Origin of the sequence: Collinsella sp. AF29-7AC, assembly GCF_003475665.1 — a bacterium.
GTDB lineage: Bacteria > Actinomycetota > Coriobacteriia > Coriobacteriales > Coriobacteriaceae > Collinsella.
The window spans coordinates 1-14,928 of sequence record NZ_QRQX01000008.1; the positions used below are offsets into that span (position 1 = coordinate 1).

At 62.0% G+C, this 14,928-nt stretch carries 12 protein-coding genes; 5 read left to right on the forward strand and 7 right to left on the reverse strand.

The genetic code is table 11. From position 1 onward, the window contains the following. Positions 1–54: 54 nt before the first annotated feature. Positions 55–675, forward strand: coding sequence for a helix-turn-helix domain-containing protein (locus tag DWZ15_RS04905; protein WP_118449710.1), 621 nt, complete (start codon positions 55–57; stop codon positions 673–675). Between the two features lie 143 nt (positions 676–818). Here DWZ15_RS04905 and DWZ15_RS04910 read toward each other — a convergent pair whose 3' ends face one another. Both DWZ15_RS04910 and DWZ15_RS04915 read right to left on the reverse strand, forming a co-directional pair. Then, positions 819–1,673 (reverse strand): MurR/RpiR family transcriptional regulator, encoded by an 855-nt coding sequence (locus tag DWZ15_RS04910; protein WP_117634523.1) that lies wholly within the window; start codon positions 1,671–1,673, stop codon positions 819–821. 166 nt (positions 1,674–1,839) lie between these two features. Next, complete coding sequence (locus tag DWZ15_RS04915) at positions 1,840–4,431, reverse strand: glycoside hydrolase family 2 (RefSeq protein WP_118449712.1); 2,592 nt, start codon at positions 4,429–4,431, stop codon at positions 1,840–1,842. Positions 4,432–4,545: 114 nt separating this feature from the next. On the opposite strand from DWZ15_RS04915, the gene DWZ15_RS04920 reads away from it, so the two are divergent. The 4 genes from DWZ15_RS04920 (at position 4,546) to DWZ15_RS04935 (ending at position 8,623) form a co-directional block, all read left to right on the forward strand. Continuing rightward, positions 4,546–5,538, forward strand: a complete 993-nt coding sequence (locus DWZ15_RS04920; RefSeq protein WP_118449714.1) for an AraC family transcriptional regulator — start codon at positions 4,546–4,548, stop codon at positions 5,536–5,538. A 167-nt stretch (positions 5,539–5,705) separates the two neighbouring features. Next, positions 5,706–7,154, forward strand: a complete 1,449-nt coding sequence (locus tag DWZ15_RS04925) for a glycoside hydrolase family 1 protein (protein WP_118449716.1) — start codon at positions 5,706–5,708, stop codon at positions 7,152–7,154. Positions 7,155–7,294: 140 nt separating this feature from the next. Next, on the forward strand, positions 7,295–7,831 hold the full coding sequence (locus DWZ15_RS04930; RefSeq protein WP_118449718.1) for a PTS glucose transporter subunit IIA: 537 nt from the start codon (positions 7,295–7,297) through the stop codon (positions 7,829–7,831). Positions 7,832–8,065: 234 nt separating this feature from the next. Further along, positions 8,066–8,623 (forward strand): hypothetical protein, encoded by a 558-nt coding sequence (locus tag DWZ15_RS04935; RefSeq protein WP_118449720.1) that lies wholly within the window; start codon positions 8,066–8,068, stop codon positions 8,621–8,623. 430 nt (positions 8,624–9,053) lie between these two features. Here the strand turns inward: DWZ15_RS04935 and DWZ15_RS04940 are convergent, their stop codons facing one another. The 5 genes from DWZ15_RS04940 to hypF all read right to left on the reverse strand — a co-directional run bounded on the left by DWZ15_RS04940 (position 9,054) and on the right by hypF (position 14,901). Then, complete coding sequence (locus DWZ15_RS04940; protein ID WP_233544637.1) at positions 9,054–9,722, reverse strand: HAD family hydrolase; 669 nt, start codon at positions 9,720–9,722, stop codon at positions 9,054–9,056. A 123-nt stretch (positions 9,723–9,845) separates the two neighbouring features. Further along, positions 9,846–10,880, reverse strand: coding sequence for a hydrogenase expression/formation protein HypE (hypE, locus tag DWZ15_RS04945; protein WP_118449724.1), 1,035 nt, complete (start codon positions 10,878–10,880; stop codon positions 9,846–9,848). Positions 10,881–10,928: 48 nt separating this feature from the next. Beyond that, positions 10,929–12,041 carry a hydrogenase formation protein HypD gene (hypD, locus tag DWZ15_RS04950; protein ID WP_118449726.1) on the reverse strand — a complete coding sequence of 371 codons (1,113 nt, stop codon included), beginning with the start codon at positions 12,039–12,041 and terminating at the stop codon, positions 10,929–10,931. Next, entirely contained in the window at positions 12,041–12,301 is a 261-nt protein-coding gene (locus tag DWZ15_RS04955; protein ID WP_055250830.1) for a HypC/HybG/HupF family hydrogenase formation chaperone, read from the reverse strand. Before DWZ15_RS04955 ends, hypD begins: the two co-directional genes overlap by 1 nt. Positions 12,302–12,432: 131 nt before the next feature. Continuing rightward, positions 12,433–14,901, reverse strand: coding sequence for a carbamoyltransferase HypF (hypF, locus tag DWZ15_RS04960; RefSeq protein ID WP_118449728.1), 2,469 nt, complete (start codon positions 14,899–14,901; stop codon positions 12,433–12,435). Positions 14,902–14,928 lie beyond the last annotated feature (27 nt).

Consider the following 14,928-nt stretch of genomic DNA (forward strand, 5'->3'; position numbering starts at 1 on the left):
TCAAAATCGTTTGACTATTAGCGGCTAAAATCGCCCGGCGCTAACAGACAGCCCATGAACCAGACACGGCAAACCAATGCCTCCCATACTTTTTTGGCAGCGCATGCCATTAAGCAGCTGCGCGAAGAGCGCGGCCTCACCCAGCGCGCCCTGGCGGAAAGCCTTGGCGTGACCGATAAAGCCGTCAGCAAGTGGGAATCCGGCCGCGGCCTTCCCGACATTTCCCTCGTTGAGCCTTTGGCCCAGAGACTCGGCATAAGCGTGGCCGAGCTTTTGGCTGGTGACATTCGGGCCAACGCCAACCGTGCAGGCAATATGCTCAAAGGCGTCTTTTACGTTTGCCCTATCTGCGGAAACGTTGTGCACGCGCTCGGAGAAGGCAGCTTTAGCTGCTGTGGCTCCACGATGTTTCCCCAGGAGGCCGAAGAGCCGGACGCGGACCACGCCTTTTCCATCGAGCGCATCGAGGACGATTGGTACGTCACGCTTGATCATCCCATGACCAAGGATCACTACATTAGCTTTGTGGCATATGCGACTATGGACGGCATCTGCTTTAAGAAGCTCTATCCAGAGCAATCGGTGCAGCCGCGCTTCCATATTACCGGGCGCGGCAGAATATTTCTTTACTGCAACCAACACGGACTCTTTACGTCGCTGACGCCTCGCAAATAACGGCTGTCTATCCGCCCTCCTCATGCGTTCCCAGGGGACCCAAAATGAGCGTGGATAATCTCCCGTTTTTAGCCTGTTTGTGGGCTCAAAGTGGGAGATTATCCACGCTCGTTATCTGAGTGTCCAAAAATCCACGCTCGTCGCTACTTGAGTCCGGGCAGGCGGGTGTAGGGGAACGAGCGCTCTAAGAACTCGGAGCAGCGGGCGTAATCTTTGGCAAAGTAGCTGCTATAGAGCGAATCGAGTACGTATTGCACGGCGATATGGCTGGCGAACTGCGTGATGCGGTGCGTCATGCTCTCGTGGTCGCTTACCGTGAGATAGGCGGCAAAGCCGGGGTGAATGCGGGCACAGTACGGCGTGCCGATGACGATGACCGGGACATGTCGACTGCTAAGGATCGGCAAGATCTCCTTGAGGTTGGGGGCAAGGCCGCTGTAGGAGATGACGATTGCCACATGGTCGGGACCCGAGGCGAGCGCCGTGCGCACCTGCGCCTCGACGCTGTCGTGGCACGTCGCGCTTTTGCCGGCGGAAAGCAGGCGATCGCGGAACATTCCCGCTGGATACAGGTTATGCGAGCCCGTGTAGATGTCCACGGTGCCGGCGCGCATGATGAGCTTGGCGGCGTGGTCGAGCTGTGCAGGGTCGAGCAGCTCCTGCGTTTCGGCCAAGGTGGTCTGGTAGAGCCCCTCCATGCGCTCCATCACCTGCGCAGGGGCGGAGGTGGCATCGAAGGGAAAGTTGATGTCCACGTCGCGCCGGTTGCCCGCCTCGGTCGCCTGGCGGATGAGCTCGACCTTGAGGTCTTTGAATCCCTCGAGGCCGAGCTTTTTGCAAAAGCGGTGCACGCTCGCGACCGAAACGTTGGCGCACGCGGCAAATTCCTTAATGGAAAGCCCGCGCACATCCTCGCCCATGGCGAGGGCCGTTCGCCCAAGTTGTTGCTCGGTGGGGGTGAGGCTTTTGCCCTGCGTGATCTTTCGCCTGATATCCATATGGCTCCTATGCGTTTGCGTCGCGATAAACCAATCATAGCGATAAATAAAACGTTCGGCTTGGCTGGGAGTTTTGGTCCGCCGGTCTATGAACGACGGACCGCTCGACGCTGTGCGGGCTCAACATAGGGGCGCTGTCCTTGTTGGGCCGTTTGCGCCCGGGGCGTTACCCGAGCACGCGTACGGGCCCCAAGAGACCGCTGGGCTCGGAGGGCTCGGTCATGCCGAACACGTCGGGGACGGCGTGGTCGAGGGTGTTGATGATGTCAATCGTGAGCGCGTGCTCACCGGCTAAAAGTGCGGCGGCCTCAAAGCGGTAAGGCGGACAGATGCGGGTGCCGAGGGATTTGCCGTCGAGGGTGACGGTTGCGGTCTCAAAGACCTCCCCAAGGTCGATGACAGCGCGGCTGGCCGCTTCGCCCAGGACAAAGGAGGCCTGGTAGCGGAACGTGCCGGCCTTGCCGGGGAACTCGGCCGAGGAAAGGTCGTGCAGGTCTGCAAGCTCAACAGACTCGCCAAAGGCATCGGTACCAGGGGCAGAGAAGGCAACCGCCCAGGGCCCGTCGACGCATGTGGCTTCGTCTCCAGCAGTTGCCGCGCCGGCGGAACCTGTAGCCCCAAGGACCACGATGCAGCTCTCGTAGGGAGCCAGCTCGAGCGTGCCGTCAAAGGCGGCGGGCTCGGTGCCGTTGAGCAGGTCGAGGCGCGCGCCTGCAACGGGTGTGCCGTCGGCAAGCGTAATCTGAGTGGAGATACCCTGCTTGGGATGCTCGTTGACGAGCATCAGATAGCTCTCGCCCGCCCGCTCGTAGCGCAGTGCGCGCAGCCAGGGCTGGGGCTCGGCGCAAACCACGGTCTGCATGCCGGTATTGGCAAGTGTACCTGCGAGCTCGGTGGTCGCCAGGAGTTTGATGCCGGCGAGCGCGGTTGCATCCAGGGAGGCAAAGCCCTCGCGGGCTGCAATATCACCGTCGTAGCGCTTGCTCGGCAACTCATCCAGCGCGTACACGGCAACACCTGCGGCTGCGGCGCGCGCGGCAAAGTCGAGCACGGCGCCGCCGACAAACTCGGCTCCGGGCATCACCAGGCAGCGGTATGCCTGGCCGTTCACGCCAAAGCCGCTACCGTCTGCGGCAATTTCAACGGCATAGCGCCCTGCGTCCTCAAATGCCTCTGCCGGCACGATGTCAAAGTCGACCTGCGCGCGCATAAGCTCGGAGCCGGCATGCTGCATAAAGTTCGCCTCGCCTGTCCACTCGGCGTCCGCATGGTAGAGAAGCGCCACCGGGGTCGTTGCGCGCCCGCCGCTCAGCAGGCTCGCCGTACGGTTCATGTAGCTCATGAGCTGCCCAAAGTGTGCAAACTGGGGGTTTTGGCCATGCGCATAGAAATGCGGCGGGCAGTCCCAGTCGGGGAAGGCGGCCATGCTAAAGGCATGCGGCACAAACCAATTGACGCCGCGCACCAAAAAATGATCGGCGATCCACTTCATCTCGCGTAGGCCTTCGTGCCATCCAAATGCGCCAAAGACCTCGGCCATGCAGCGCCCCTGCTTTTTGGGATCGAGGTGTGCTGCCGAGGAGCCCAGCTTGGGCAGCACGTAGTTATAGAACTCGAGGTCCCACACGCCGCGTCCGTAGCTGTGAAGGCCGCGGTCCATGCCGGGTACCAGCTGGTTGATCACGATGTCGACGCCCGCCATGTCCTGACCGCCCACGGCGCGGAAGTAGTGCCCGGCGCCCACGCCCAGGCGCGCGTGGCAGTCCTTGTCCTCGATAACGTGGCCGATGTACTGCACGCCGCGCGCGCGGCACCAGTCTCCGAGCTGGTCGCAGAAGCACTCCTTATAGAGGGTGCTCGCGATGTCCATATAGACGTGGCGTACGTGCGCGCCGGCCGGCTCGCGGTCCCACAGGTGCGGGAGCTCGGCCAGGTAGCGCTCGCCCAGTGCCGCGCGTAGGCGACACTCAAGCTCGGCCGACCAGGGTAGGGGCGCGGTGGCCTTGCCGATGAGCGTGTCCGAGATGCCATCGGGGCCCGTGGTGCCCTTCTCGTTGGCAAATCCGGGCTCATCGGAGAAAAAGCCCAGGATCGTCTTGCCAAACTCATCGCCCAGATGCTCAAAATGCGGCTCGTAGACAGCATCGATGAGCTGCGCCACCGAGGTGCGGTCGACCATATTGATGTAGTCCTCGTTGTAGGAGGTCTTGCCGCTCGTGAACATCACGCATGCCTGCGTGAGGCCCGCAGGTGCATCGAAGACCAGGCGGCTGGGGTTGCCGTCTGCATCGTCGATTACTCGGTAAGCGACGTCGACGGGGCTGCCGTCCTGCATAAATGTCACGCCGTAGAAGCGCTCCGTTTTGTCGAGCATGTTGGCGAGCGCGATGCTCGCGGCGGACGTGGGGCCCACGATGTCGAACGTGCGGTGCGTGAGCACGATCTTGCGGAGCTCGGGCACGGCCTCCTTGACGGCGCCGTTGGCAAAGCCCGTGGGGAAGTGCGCGTCGTCCAAGATCCAGAGCTTAAGGCCCAGCTGCTTGCACTCGTCAATGACAAAGCGCAAGTCGCGCCACCAGCCCTCGCCGCAAAAATCGGGGTGTGGGCGGCTTTCGAGACAGACCTCGTGGATGTCGGCGCCGGCGATCTTCTCCAGATACTCGGCAATGGTCTTATGGCTCTCGCCCTTCATCCACAAAAACGGAAGCACATGGTTGTCGTATGTACCCTCGAGCACCTGCTGATAGTGCGCGGTCATGGATCCTCCTTGGCTCGATCGATCTGCTGCATAGCACAGATTATGGACGCGTCGGCGCGTTCTGCTAATATCTGAATCACGACGAACTATGACTAAATCAACGATTGGCAAGCCATGGAGATCGACGAGCTCGAGCGTAGGCTCAGCGAACTGAGCGCCAGTGAGATCGCTTATAAAGACGGCATGGCATTTGATTGGTCGATTATGACCGAGCATGTCGAAATCGACGGATGCCCAGTGCGCAAGATTGGGCAGCCAGGGTTTGCCTATGCCCAGCCTGGCATGCCGCGTGGCCTGACGATAAGGAAAAACTCGCGCTTTAATGCAGTTCCCGAGCACGTGCATGATTACGTGGAGATGAGCTATGTGTATCGCGGGTGCTGCCCGCAGACGGTGGCGGGGGAGAGGCTCGAGTTGCGCCGCAACGAGGTGCTTTTGCTCGACGCCCTTTGCCCTCATGCCGTGGCGGCGCTCGGCGAGGACGACATCATGCTGAGCATGACCGTTTCACGCTCTTTTTTGCGCCGGAGTCTCGAGTCGAGCCTCTCGCGCGAGAGTGCGGTCTCGCGGTTTTTGTTCAACGCGCTCAACAGCGAGACGGACCATCGGGGCCATGTCCGTTTTTACTGCGGCGAGAGCCGTCGGATTCGGCGCTACATGCAGGAGATGCTCTGCGAGCTGTACGACCCGAGCCCCAACGGTCCCGAGATCGTCTTGCGTCTGTTTCAGCTGATTTTGGCCGAGCTCATGGATTGCTACGAGCGCGAGCTGGTGCGCGGCGCGGCGGACGGCGCGGCGGGGCCCACTGCCCTGGTGACGGGAATGCTTGGCTATATCGATCGCGAATTCGCTGTATGCTCCCTCGAGGGGATGGCGGCGGAGTTTGGCTTGAGCCCTAATTATGCGACGGCGCTTCTCAAGCGCCATGTGGGCAAGACCTTTAGGCAGCTTGTGCAGGAGCGACGCCTGGTACGTGCGGCCGAGCTTCTGCGCGGCGGCGCCACGGCCGGGGCGGCTGCGCATGCGGTGGGCTATGAAAACATGAGCTTCTTCTACCGTAAGTTTCACGACAAGTATGGCTGCACCCCCGCGGCATACCGCCGGTAAGCGCGGGGCGGATCGTCTTCGCTCCTTCGGTGTCAAAAAGTTTCAGCTGCAGCGCTGTTGCAGCGCGCGTCTGCGAAAAGAAGTGTCGGGTTTGGCATCCCTGCCCCTGCCTGTCGCGTGCGTGGGCGATACTCGGCCTATCGACCCGCAATGCAAAGGAGATGCTCATGGCAAACATCAAGTTCCCCGAGGGTTTCTATTGGGGCGGCGCCACGGCCGCCAATCAGTTTGAGGGCGCTTGGAACGTTGACGGCCGCGGTCCGTCGGTCGACGACCACTTCTTGGGCGGCAGCTACAAGGAGCCGCGTCAGATTACGATCGACATCGACTCCGACCGCTTCTACCCCAACCATGACGGCATCGATTTCTACCATCACTACGAGGAGGACATCGCGCTGTTCGCCGAGATGGGCTTCAACATGTTCCGCATGTCCATCTCTTGGAGCCGCATCTTCCCCAACGGTGACGACGCCGAGCCCAACGAGGCAGGTCTCGCCTTCTACGACCGCGTCTTCGACTGCCTGCGCGCTCACAATATCGAGCCGCTCGTGACCCTGTCGCACTACGAGATGCCCTATCACCTGGTCGAGAAATACAATGGCTGGGCGAGCCGCGAGCTCATCGGCTTCTTTGAGAAGTACTGCCAGACCGTCTTCGACCGCTATCAGGACAAGGTCAAGTTCTGGCTCACCTTCAACGAGATCAACTGCGGCACCCAGGACATGGGTAACCTCTTTGGGACCAGCATGATCCAGGGCTTTGAGGGCCCGGCTTCGGCGGTCCACACCACGCCGCAGGCCCGTATGCAGGCCCTGCATCACCAGTTTGTCGCCAGCGGCCGCGTCGTGCGCTATGCCCACGAGCACTATCCGCAGTTTAAGATGGGCAACATGGACTGCTTCATCCTCTCCTATGCCGCCACGTGCGATCCGGCCGACGTGTTCGCCACGCAGCAGGAGATGAATACCATGAACTGGTACTGCTCCGACGTGCAGGTGCGCGGCAAGTATCCGTTCTATGCCAAGCGCTTCTGGGCCGAAAACGATGTCGAGCTCGTGATGGAGGACGGCGACCTGCAGGATATCGCCGACGGCAAGGTCGATTTCTACACCTTTAGCTACTACATGTCCGGCACCGTGGGCACCCACAAGGACCACGAGATGACCGAGGGTAACATGACCTTTGGCGGCAAGAATCCCTATCTGGAATCCACCGACTGGGGCTGGCAGATCGATCCGCTGGGCCTGCGCATCGCCCTCAACGAGATTTACGCCCGCTACGAGATTCCGCTGATGGTGGTCGAGAACGGCATGGGCGCCTACGACGAGGTCGAGGAGGACGGCTCCATCCACGACCCGTATCGTATCGCCTACTTGCAGAGCCACGTCAAGGCCATGGGCGAGGCCATTGCCGACGGCGTCGACCTGATCGCCTACACCTGGTGGGGCCCCATCGACCTGGTTTCCGCCGGCACCGGCGAGATGCGCAAGCGCTATGGCTTCATCCACGTCGATAAGTACGACGACGGCACCGGTACCTACGAGCGCCGCCGCAAGGACAGCTTCTACGCCTACCAGAAGATCATCAAGTCCAACGGTGCCGAGGGCCTGGATTAATCGACAATATGAGTGCCACCGGGGAAAAGCGTTGGGATGGGCTCGCGATTCGAGTCCCCACCTTAGCATTTGAACCATTTGGCACTATAATCACCATAGGCATGCGCATAACGTTGCGCTTAATCAAGAGGAGAAAACGTATGGGTCTGTTTGACATGTTCAAGAAGAAGGCTGAGCCCGCGGCTGCCGCTGCTCCGTCCTCCATCTCTGCTTCTGCCGGCGCCGACGTGCTGTGCTCACCCGTCAAGGGCAAGGTCATCAAGATGGCCGACGTGCCCGATCCCGTCTTTGGTGGCGAGGTTCTGGGCAAGGGCTGCGCCGTGTGGCCCGAGGACGATCTGGTTTACGCTCCCTGCGACGGCAAGGTGACCGTCACCATGGGCCACGCCGTGGGCCTGCAGTCCGATAGCGACATCGAGGTCCTGGTGCACGTTGGCGTCGATACCGTCAACATGAACGGCGATGGCTTCGAGGGCTTCGTCAAGGCCGATGACGTCGTTAAGGCTGGCCAGCCCATGCTCAAGATCGACCGCGCCAAGATCGCCGCCGCCGGTTACAAGGACTGCGTCGTGGTGGCCGTGTCCAACACCGCCGAGTTTGCCGATGTCGAACTCGCCGTCGAGGCCGACTCCGCTGTCGCCGCCGGTGACGCCATCGTTAAGGTCGTCCGCAAGTAAACTGCGGCAACATAAGGATGTGCAAGGGTGGTCGGGTTTTCCGGCCACCTTTTTTATTGCACCGCGGGGAAGCGTTTTATTGCACGTTGGGCGGGCTTGCAAACCGTTCGGACGTTAAATCGAGCCGGCTGCGCCTTTGCTTTGCCGGGGGTGTTCGTTAGCGGCTAGTATGGCCTTATTGTTACGACGTGCACCGCGTCGGGAAGCGTGGTGCCGCTTGTTGGGAGGAATGTCATGAAGAAGAAGCTGCTGCTTGCGCCCCTGATGGCTGTTCTGGTCGCGTGCGTGGTTGTGCTTTCCGGCTGCGGAGGTCCTTCGGTTGAGGAACTCATTACCGAGGATCTTTCGACGCAGTTTGACGAGGTCAAGAACGGCGGCGACGACTTCCTCGCCGGCCTGGAAGAGGCCTCGGGCGACGAGTTCGAGCAGCTGGGTATCGATCCCAAGGAGTATGCCAAGAGCTATCTCGAGGGCTTTGACTACAAGATCGGCGACGTGACGGTCGACGAGGACAAGGGCACCGCAACTGCGGAGGTCACCATTACCTGCAAGTCCATGAACCAGATCGTTGAGGATTTTGCCACCCAGTACCAGGAGAAGGTCGCCGCGCTCGATTCGATGCCTTCCGATGACGAGCTGTACAAGATGGCCGGTCAGGTTATGGTCGATGTGACTAAGGCTGCTAAAACCAAGGACACCAAGGTCACCTTCAAGTACTCCTGCAATGACGACGGCGAGTGGTCTGCCGACGATTCCGCAACCAACGAGATGATGAATGCGATGATGAACTAGGGGAGTTGCGGCGTTTTACCAAACGCCGCAACTGCTCGACGCTGCAAGCCCGCCAGAGCGGCAATCTGCCTTTCAGCTTCGGCGGCATGACCAAAAGGTCAATGCCGCCTTGTTTCAAGGCACCTTGCTCGCTCTGGCGGGCTTTCGCTGTCGTTGCCAAAACATCGGCGCTTCCGTTGCTGGGGCACTCATTGGGGACAGACTTAAATGAGTAGTCGGGAAAATGCGAGCCGGTATTTGGGCGAATAGTGGGTCGCGGTTTCCGGATGGGGTGGGTTGCGGAAAGTGTGACCAGGAATATTGCTCCAAAACGGGATGGCGTTTTCCCGACGCGCCTCAAGCGGAAAGCGCATCCCATTTCGGAGCTCCAAAACGGGATGCGCTTTCCTCGCGGAAGAATTGTCGCAGCTACGTTAAGCAGTGCCGCTCGCTACTCACCCAGCACCAGCGCCGCGAGCTCTGCCTGGGTGTCTACCACGTAGTCGGCGCCGGCGGCCTCCAGCTCTGCGCGGCCGCGGAAGCCCCAGCTGACGCCGGCGCTCTTAAGGCCGGCGTTGTGGCCAGTTAGGACATCGACATTCGAATCGCCCACATAGAGCGTGGTCGCCGGATTGGCGCCCAGCTCCTTCATCACGTGCAGTGTGACGGGCGCTTCGGGCTTAGGCGGAAACGCATCGACACGGCCTTGCACCAGCGCAAAGCGCTCGGAACCAAAGTATTTCTCGATAAGCGGAACCGCCGAGACGTGGTCCTTGTTAGTGAGCACGGCAAGCTGAATGCCCGCGGCGCGCAGACGGTCGAGCATCTCAATCGTGCCGGCGTAGGGGGCGGTGTGGTCCTCCTTGTGCTCGCCGTAGTAAGCCCTAAACTCGGCAAGCGACTGCTCAAAGGCGCGCCCGTCGCCCGCATACTCGGCGGGCATAAAGCGCTCGACCAGCTTGAGCATGCCGTTTCCCACCTTATAGCGGTACTCGTCAACGGCAAACGTAGGCCAGCCGTGCGTCTCGCAGGTATGGTTGCCGGCTGCCGCCAGGTCCTCAAGCGTGTTGAGGATGGTGCCGTCCAGGTCAAAGATCACATGGGAAAAAGCTGCTGCCATGAAAGCTCCCGTCATTGGGTTTAAAACGCACCTCATAATACTGGGCTTCCGCGTTGGGCGTGCTTGGAATCTGAACATCTTCAGGGATATCAGGTCACATTGCGCCGACCGTGCGGTTCCGCCCTAGCAAATTCTCGGCAGCTGTTCTCCCACGAGCATGTCGAGAATGCGGGTCGAGCCCCAGCCGGTGCGCACGCGCACGGCGGGATGGGCGCCCTCGGCAAGTGGCAGCACGCGACCGATGATGGCGGCATTCTCGCCGTAGCGGGCGGCGCGCATGGCGCTCAGCGCGGCATCGGCTTGCTCGGCCGGCACGACGGCAACCATCTTGCCCTCGTTTGCCACCTGCAGCACATCGTAGCCGAGCATCTCACAGGCGGCCTGTACGTCGGGACGCACAGGCACGGCATCCTCGTCGACCTCGATGGCAACGCCGCTGGCCTGGGCAAACTCGTTGAGCGTGGATGCCAGGCCGCCGCGCGTGGGGTCGCGGAAGCAGCGGGTGTCGGGGGCGGCGGCGAGCACGTCGGCAATCAGGTGGTTGAGCGGCGCGGCATCGCTTTCGATGGTGCTCGAAAACGCCAAGCCCTCGCGTTGGCTCATGATGGCGATGCCGTGGTCGCCTAGCGTGCCCGATACCAGGATGGCGTCGCCGGGCCGACAGTTTGCACCGCTGAGCTCTACGCTCGCGGGCACTTCGCCCACGCCGGCGGTATTGATGTAGACGCCGTCGGCACCGCCACGCTCGACCACCTTGGTGTCACCGGTGATTATGGACACGCCCGCCTCGCGCGCCGTTTCGGCCATGGTCTGCACAATCTGGCGCAGCTTGTCCATGGGATAGCCCTCTTCGAGGATAAAGCCGCATGAGAGGTAGCGCACGTTGGCGCCCGAGGTCGCGACGTCGTTGACGGTTCCGCATACGGCGAGGCGGCCGATATTGCCGCCGGGGAAGAACTGCGGCGTCACCACAAAGCTGTCGGTCGACATGGCGATTCGCCCGTTTGCGGGCAGCGCGGCGACACCGGCATCGTTGCCCTCGAGCAGCTCGGGCGACCCAAAGGCATCCAGAAAGACCTCGTCGATGATGCGCTTCATCATCTGGCCGCCGGAGCCGTGGCCCAGCAGGACAGTGCTATCGGTGGCAGTACGGGACATATCGAAAACTCCAATCGTGGGTGGTGCCAGCGTGCGGGTGCGTCCGGGCTAGTCGCGGTATCTAAAGTACGCCGCGCAGCTGCCTTCGGAGCTCACCATGCAGGGGCCGACGGGATGCTCGGGCGTGCAGGTGCGGCCAAACAACGGGCAGTCGCTCGGCGTGATAGCACCGCGCAGCACGTCGCCGCAGCGGCACCCGCGTGGCTCAACCGTCGCCTCAACGGGCACGTCAAAGCGGGTGCCGGCATCAAAGCGCGCGAATTCGGGTCGGATGGAAAGACCCGAGCCGGCGATCGGCCCCAGCCCGCGCCACGTGGTGTCGCATGGCTCAAACACCTGCTCGACCAGCTGGCGCGCTACGGGATTGCCGTCTGCATTGACGCCACGGCGGTAGGCGTTGTCGATTGCGGGCCTGTTCTCGACAACCATCTGGACCAGCATGCAGATGCCCTGCAGGATATCGACCGGCTCAAACCCGGTGACTACGCCGGGGGTCTCGAACTCATCGACCAAAAACCCAAAGGGTGCCAAGCCCGTGATGGTGGCGACGTGGCCAGGCAGGATAAAGCCGTCGATGGTGGTCTCGGGATCGTTGGCGATGGCGCGCAACGCCGGCGGCGTGGTCTTGTGAGCGCAGTAGACCGAGAAGTTCTGGAGCCCGCGCGCGTCGGCCTCCAGGATAGCGGCGGCAATGGTGGGCGTTGTGGTCTCAAAGCCGACGCCCATAAAGATGACCGGGCGTTCGGGATTTTGCTCGGCAATGTCGAGTGCGTCGAGCGGAGAGTAGACGATGCGGATGTCGCGCCCCGCCGCCTTTTGCGCGGCAAGCGAGGTGGACGATCCGGGCACGCGCATCATGTCGCCAAAGGTGGTGATGATGGCGCCGTCTATGTTAGCGAGCGCGATTGCGTGGTCGATGTCGCGGTTGGCGGTGACGCAAACGGGGCACCCCGGGCCGCTTAGCAGTTTGAGTCCTGTCGGCATAATGGAGCGAAAGCCATAGCGGCCGATGCTCACGGTGTGCGTGCCGCAGACTTCCATAAGGTTGATGGTGCGGTCGCCGACGAGTTCATGGATGCGTTCGATGAGCTCGCGGGCCAGCTTGGAATCGCGAAATGCCGAAAAGTCGATACCGGAGCGAACCGGCTGCGCCGCCGCCACTAGTATGCCTCGGCCGGGTTGGTGGCGAGCTGGTCCTCTTCGGCCAGCTCGGTCATGGTATTGACGAGCTCGAGTGTCTCTTGGGCTTCCTGCTCGTCGACAATCTGAATGCCAAAGCCGGCGTGCACGAGAATATAGTCGCCTACCTGTGCCGTCGGCACGAGGCGCAGCGAAACGGGGCGCTCGATGCCCATCATGTCGACGGTCGCCTTAAGGTCGTCGTCGCGTTTGACCACTTTACCGGGAACGGCAAGGCACATAATGTTCCCCTTTTATACGTTTTGCGCTGGATAGGCGCCTAATTACCCATCAGTTGATGGTAGCGCTCGCGGGGGTCACGAGCAAACGCGTTACACCTGTGAGACGGCGGGGCGCAGGCTGGCAAAACAGCCTATCGCGATGCTGTCTGCGCGAGGCGAACGCGAGTGATGGCGGCCTGACCGTAGGCGATGCAGCCGTCGTTAACGGGCACGGAGCGGGGGACCAAGACGGCAAGACTGGCGTCTTTGAGTTCGTGGGTAAGGAGCCGAAGCAAAAGTCGGTTCATGAACACTCCGCCCGAGAGCACGACGGTGTCGAGGTCTTCACGGACGCAGATCTCGCTTGCGATGCGGGCCGACGCGCGTGCGATGGTGACATGGAAGTCGAGCGCGAGCTTGCCAGCGGGCACGCCGGTCCTGATTCCCTCCAAAAGCGCCTCAAAAAGCGGCCTGGAGTTCAGAACATGGCAGTCGTCCGGACGGGATGATTCGGTTACGGAAAAGCTGGCCATATTGCCGGTGGGGCAGGCACTTTCACTGCTGAACGCGCGCCAGGCGGCGGCTTCGAGTTCTATGGCGGGTTCGCCCTCGTAGGTTGCCTTGTCGCAGATGCCCAGAATTGCTGCCGCGGCATCAAAGAGGCGCCCCATGCTGCTGGTACGCGGGCTGTTGATGCCGCGCTCGATCATGGTGGCTGTCACGCTGCGCGTTTGCTCGTCGAGACTGTCCAAAAGCCGAGCGGCACCTGGGTGCTCGAGCAGGCCGAGCTCACTGAGCAGGGCAAAGGCGTTGCGGCGGGCGTCGCGCACGGAGGCCGCCCCGCCGGGGAGCGTCCAGGTGCGCAGGTGCGCGGCGCGTTCAAAATCGGCAAGGCCGGCAACAAGAAACTCGCCGCCCCAAATGGTCCCATCGGTGCCGGCGCCGGTGCCGTCAAAGGCGATGCCAAGGACACGCGCGTCGGTTGTAAGCTGGCCCGCGGCGATGGCCTCGGCCATCACGCTCGCGATATGTGCATGATGATGTTGGACTTCGATAAGCGGCAGATTGTGCTTCCGTGCCAGTTCACGCGCCCACTGGCTCGACAGATAGCTGGGATGCATGTCACATGCCAAGGCGGCAGGCGCCAGGTCAAAGAGGTTTTCCAAGCGCGTGCGCGCGGCGTTCCAGGCATCGAAGGTCTCGCCGTTTTCGACATCGCCGATATGCTGCGACACAAAACAGGCCACATGGCCGTCGGCGTCCTCGCGCGTGAGCGCGATCGTAGCTTTTTGCTGCGGCCCGCAGGCGAGCACGCAGGGTGCAGTGCCGTCGAGCGCCGGCAGCGCTAACGGCTGCGGCGCATATCCGCGTGCGCGACGCACAGGCATGGCGGCGCCATCGACCACGCGTACCACGGAGTCGTCGTAGCGCGAGAGGATCGCGCGGTCGTTACCGAGCAACGAGTCGGCGATGCCGGCGGCAACGAGGTGTTTCCAGGCAAGGTCGTCGTCGGTCTCGATGGGTTCTTCGCTCAGGTTTCCGCTGGTCATGACGAGCGCGTGCATACCGCAGACTTCTGCCGCGGCAAGCAGCAGATGCTGAAGCGGGGTGTAGGGGAGCATAACACCGAGCTCGGGAAGGTCGTGCGCGACGGACGGCGCGAGCGCGAGGGCGTCGGGGGAATCTCCACTCTCGCAAACGGCACGTCGGCGCAGCAGCACAATGGGGCGAATGCTGCCGGTCAGCAAGCCGCGCTCAACGTCGTTGACATGGCACAGGCGTTCAACGTCGGCAAGGTCGCGTACCATAACGGCAAGCGGCTTGTTGCTGCGGCGTTTGCGACGGCGCAGCTCGGCTACCGCCTGCTCGTTGGAGGCGTCGCATGCCAAGTGAAATCCGCCCAGACCCTTGATGGCGACGATGCCGCCGCTGGCCAGCAGCTCGACGCAGCGCTCGATGATAGCGTCGCTGGCCTCGCGTGTGGTGCCGACGGCCGGTGTCGCGGACGAATTCCCGCACGCATCGCCGTTCACAGCCTCGCGCCACGTAATATGCGGCCCGCAATCAAAGCAGGCATCGGGCTGCGCGTGAAAACGCCGGTCGAGTGGGTCGGCATACTCCGCGGCACACTCAGGACACATGGGAAAACAATTCATCGACGTGGCCGCTCGGTCATAAGGCAGCGACCGGATGATGGTAAAGCGCGGTCCGCAGTTAGTGCAGTTGATAAAGGGGTAGTGATAGCGTCGGTCGGCGGGATCGAACAACTCGCGCAGGCAATCGTCGCAGGTGGCGATATCGGGCGAGACGAGCGTCGTGTGCGCGGTCTGGTCCTGCGATGCCACAATGCGAAAGCCCTGCTCATCGGCAGCGCTCCAGCCGCTAGGCTCCAAATCCGCAATATCGACTCGCTCAACGCGGGCTGCCGCAGGCGCATGCGCAGAAAGCGCGGCAACAAAAGCATCGAGCGCATCGGCCGGAGCGTGCGCCTCGATATGCACGCCGTCGCCCGCGTTGAGCACCCATCCGCAAATGCCATGCGCCATGGCCTCGCGATACACAAACGGCCGCATGCCAACGCCCTGCACAATGCCCGTCACATGAATATGCACATGTCGCATGCGACACCCCTCATCAAAACCGACCAA

Bases quoted from the DNA above. Each gene is read 5' to 3' on its own strand.
- hypF (WP_118449728.1), bottom strand. From the start codon at position 14,901: ATGCGACATGTGCATATTCATGTGACGGGCATTGTGCAGGGCGTTGGC.
- DWZ15_RS04905 (WP_118449710.1), top strand. From the start codon at position 55: ATGAACCAGACACGGCAAACCAATGCCTCCCATACTTTTTTGGCAGCG.
- hypE (WP_118449724.1), bottom strand. From the start codon at position 10,880: ATGTCCCGTACTGCCACCGATAGCACTGTCCTGCTGGGCCACGGCTCC.
- DWZ15_RS04925 (WP_118449716.1), top strand. From the start codon at position 5,706: ATGGCAAACATCAAGTTCCCCGAGGGTTTCTATTGGGGCGGCGCCACG.
- DWZ15_RS04920 (WP_118449714.1), top strand. From the start codon at position 4,546: ATGGAGATCGACGAGCTCGAGCGTAGGCTCAGCGAACTGAGCGCCAGT.
- DWZ15_RS04955 (WP_055250830.1), bottom strand. From the start codon at position 12,301: ATGTGCCTTGCCGTTCCCGGTAAAGTGGTCAAACGCGACGACGACCTT.
- DWZ15_RS04915 (WP_118449712.1), bottom strand. From the start codon at position 4,431: ATGACCGCGCACTATCAGCAGGTGCTCGAGGGTACATACGACAACCAT.
- DWZ15_RS04940 (WP_233544637.1), bottom strand. From the start codon at position 9,722: ATGGCAGCAGCTTTTTCCCATGTGATCTTTGACCTGGACGGCACCATC.
- DWZ15_RS04935 (WP_118449720.1), top strand. From the start codon at position 8,066: ATGAAGAAGAAGCTGCTGCTTGCGCCCCTGATGGCTGTTCTGGTCGCG.
- DWZ15_RS04910 (WP_117634523.1), bottom strand. From the start codon at position 1,673: ATGGATATCAGGCGAAAGATCACGCAGGGCAAAAGCCTCACCCCCACC.
- DWZ15_RS04930 (WP_118449718.1), top strand. From the start codon at position 7,295: ATGGGTCTGTTTGACATGTTCAAGAAGAAGGCTGAGCCCGCGGCTGCC.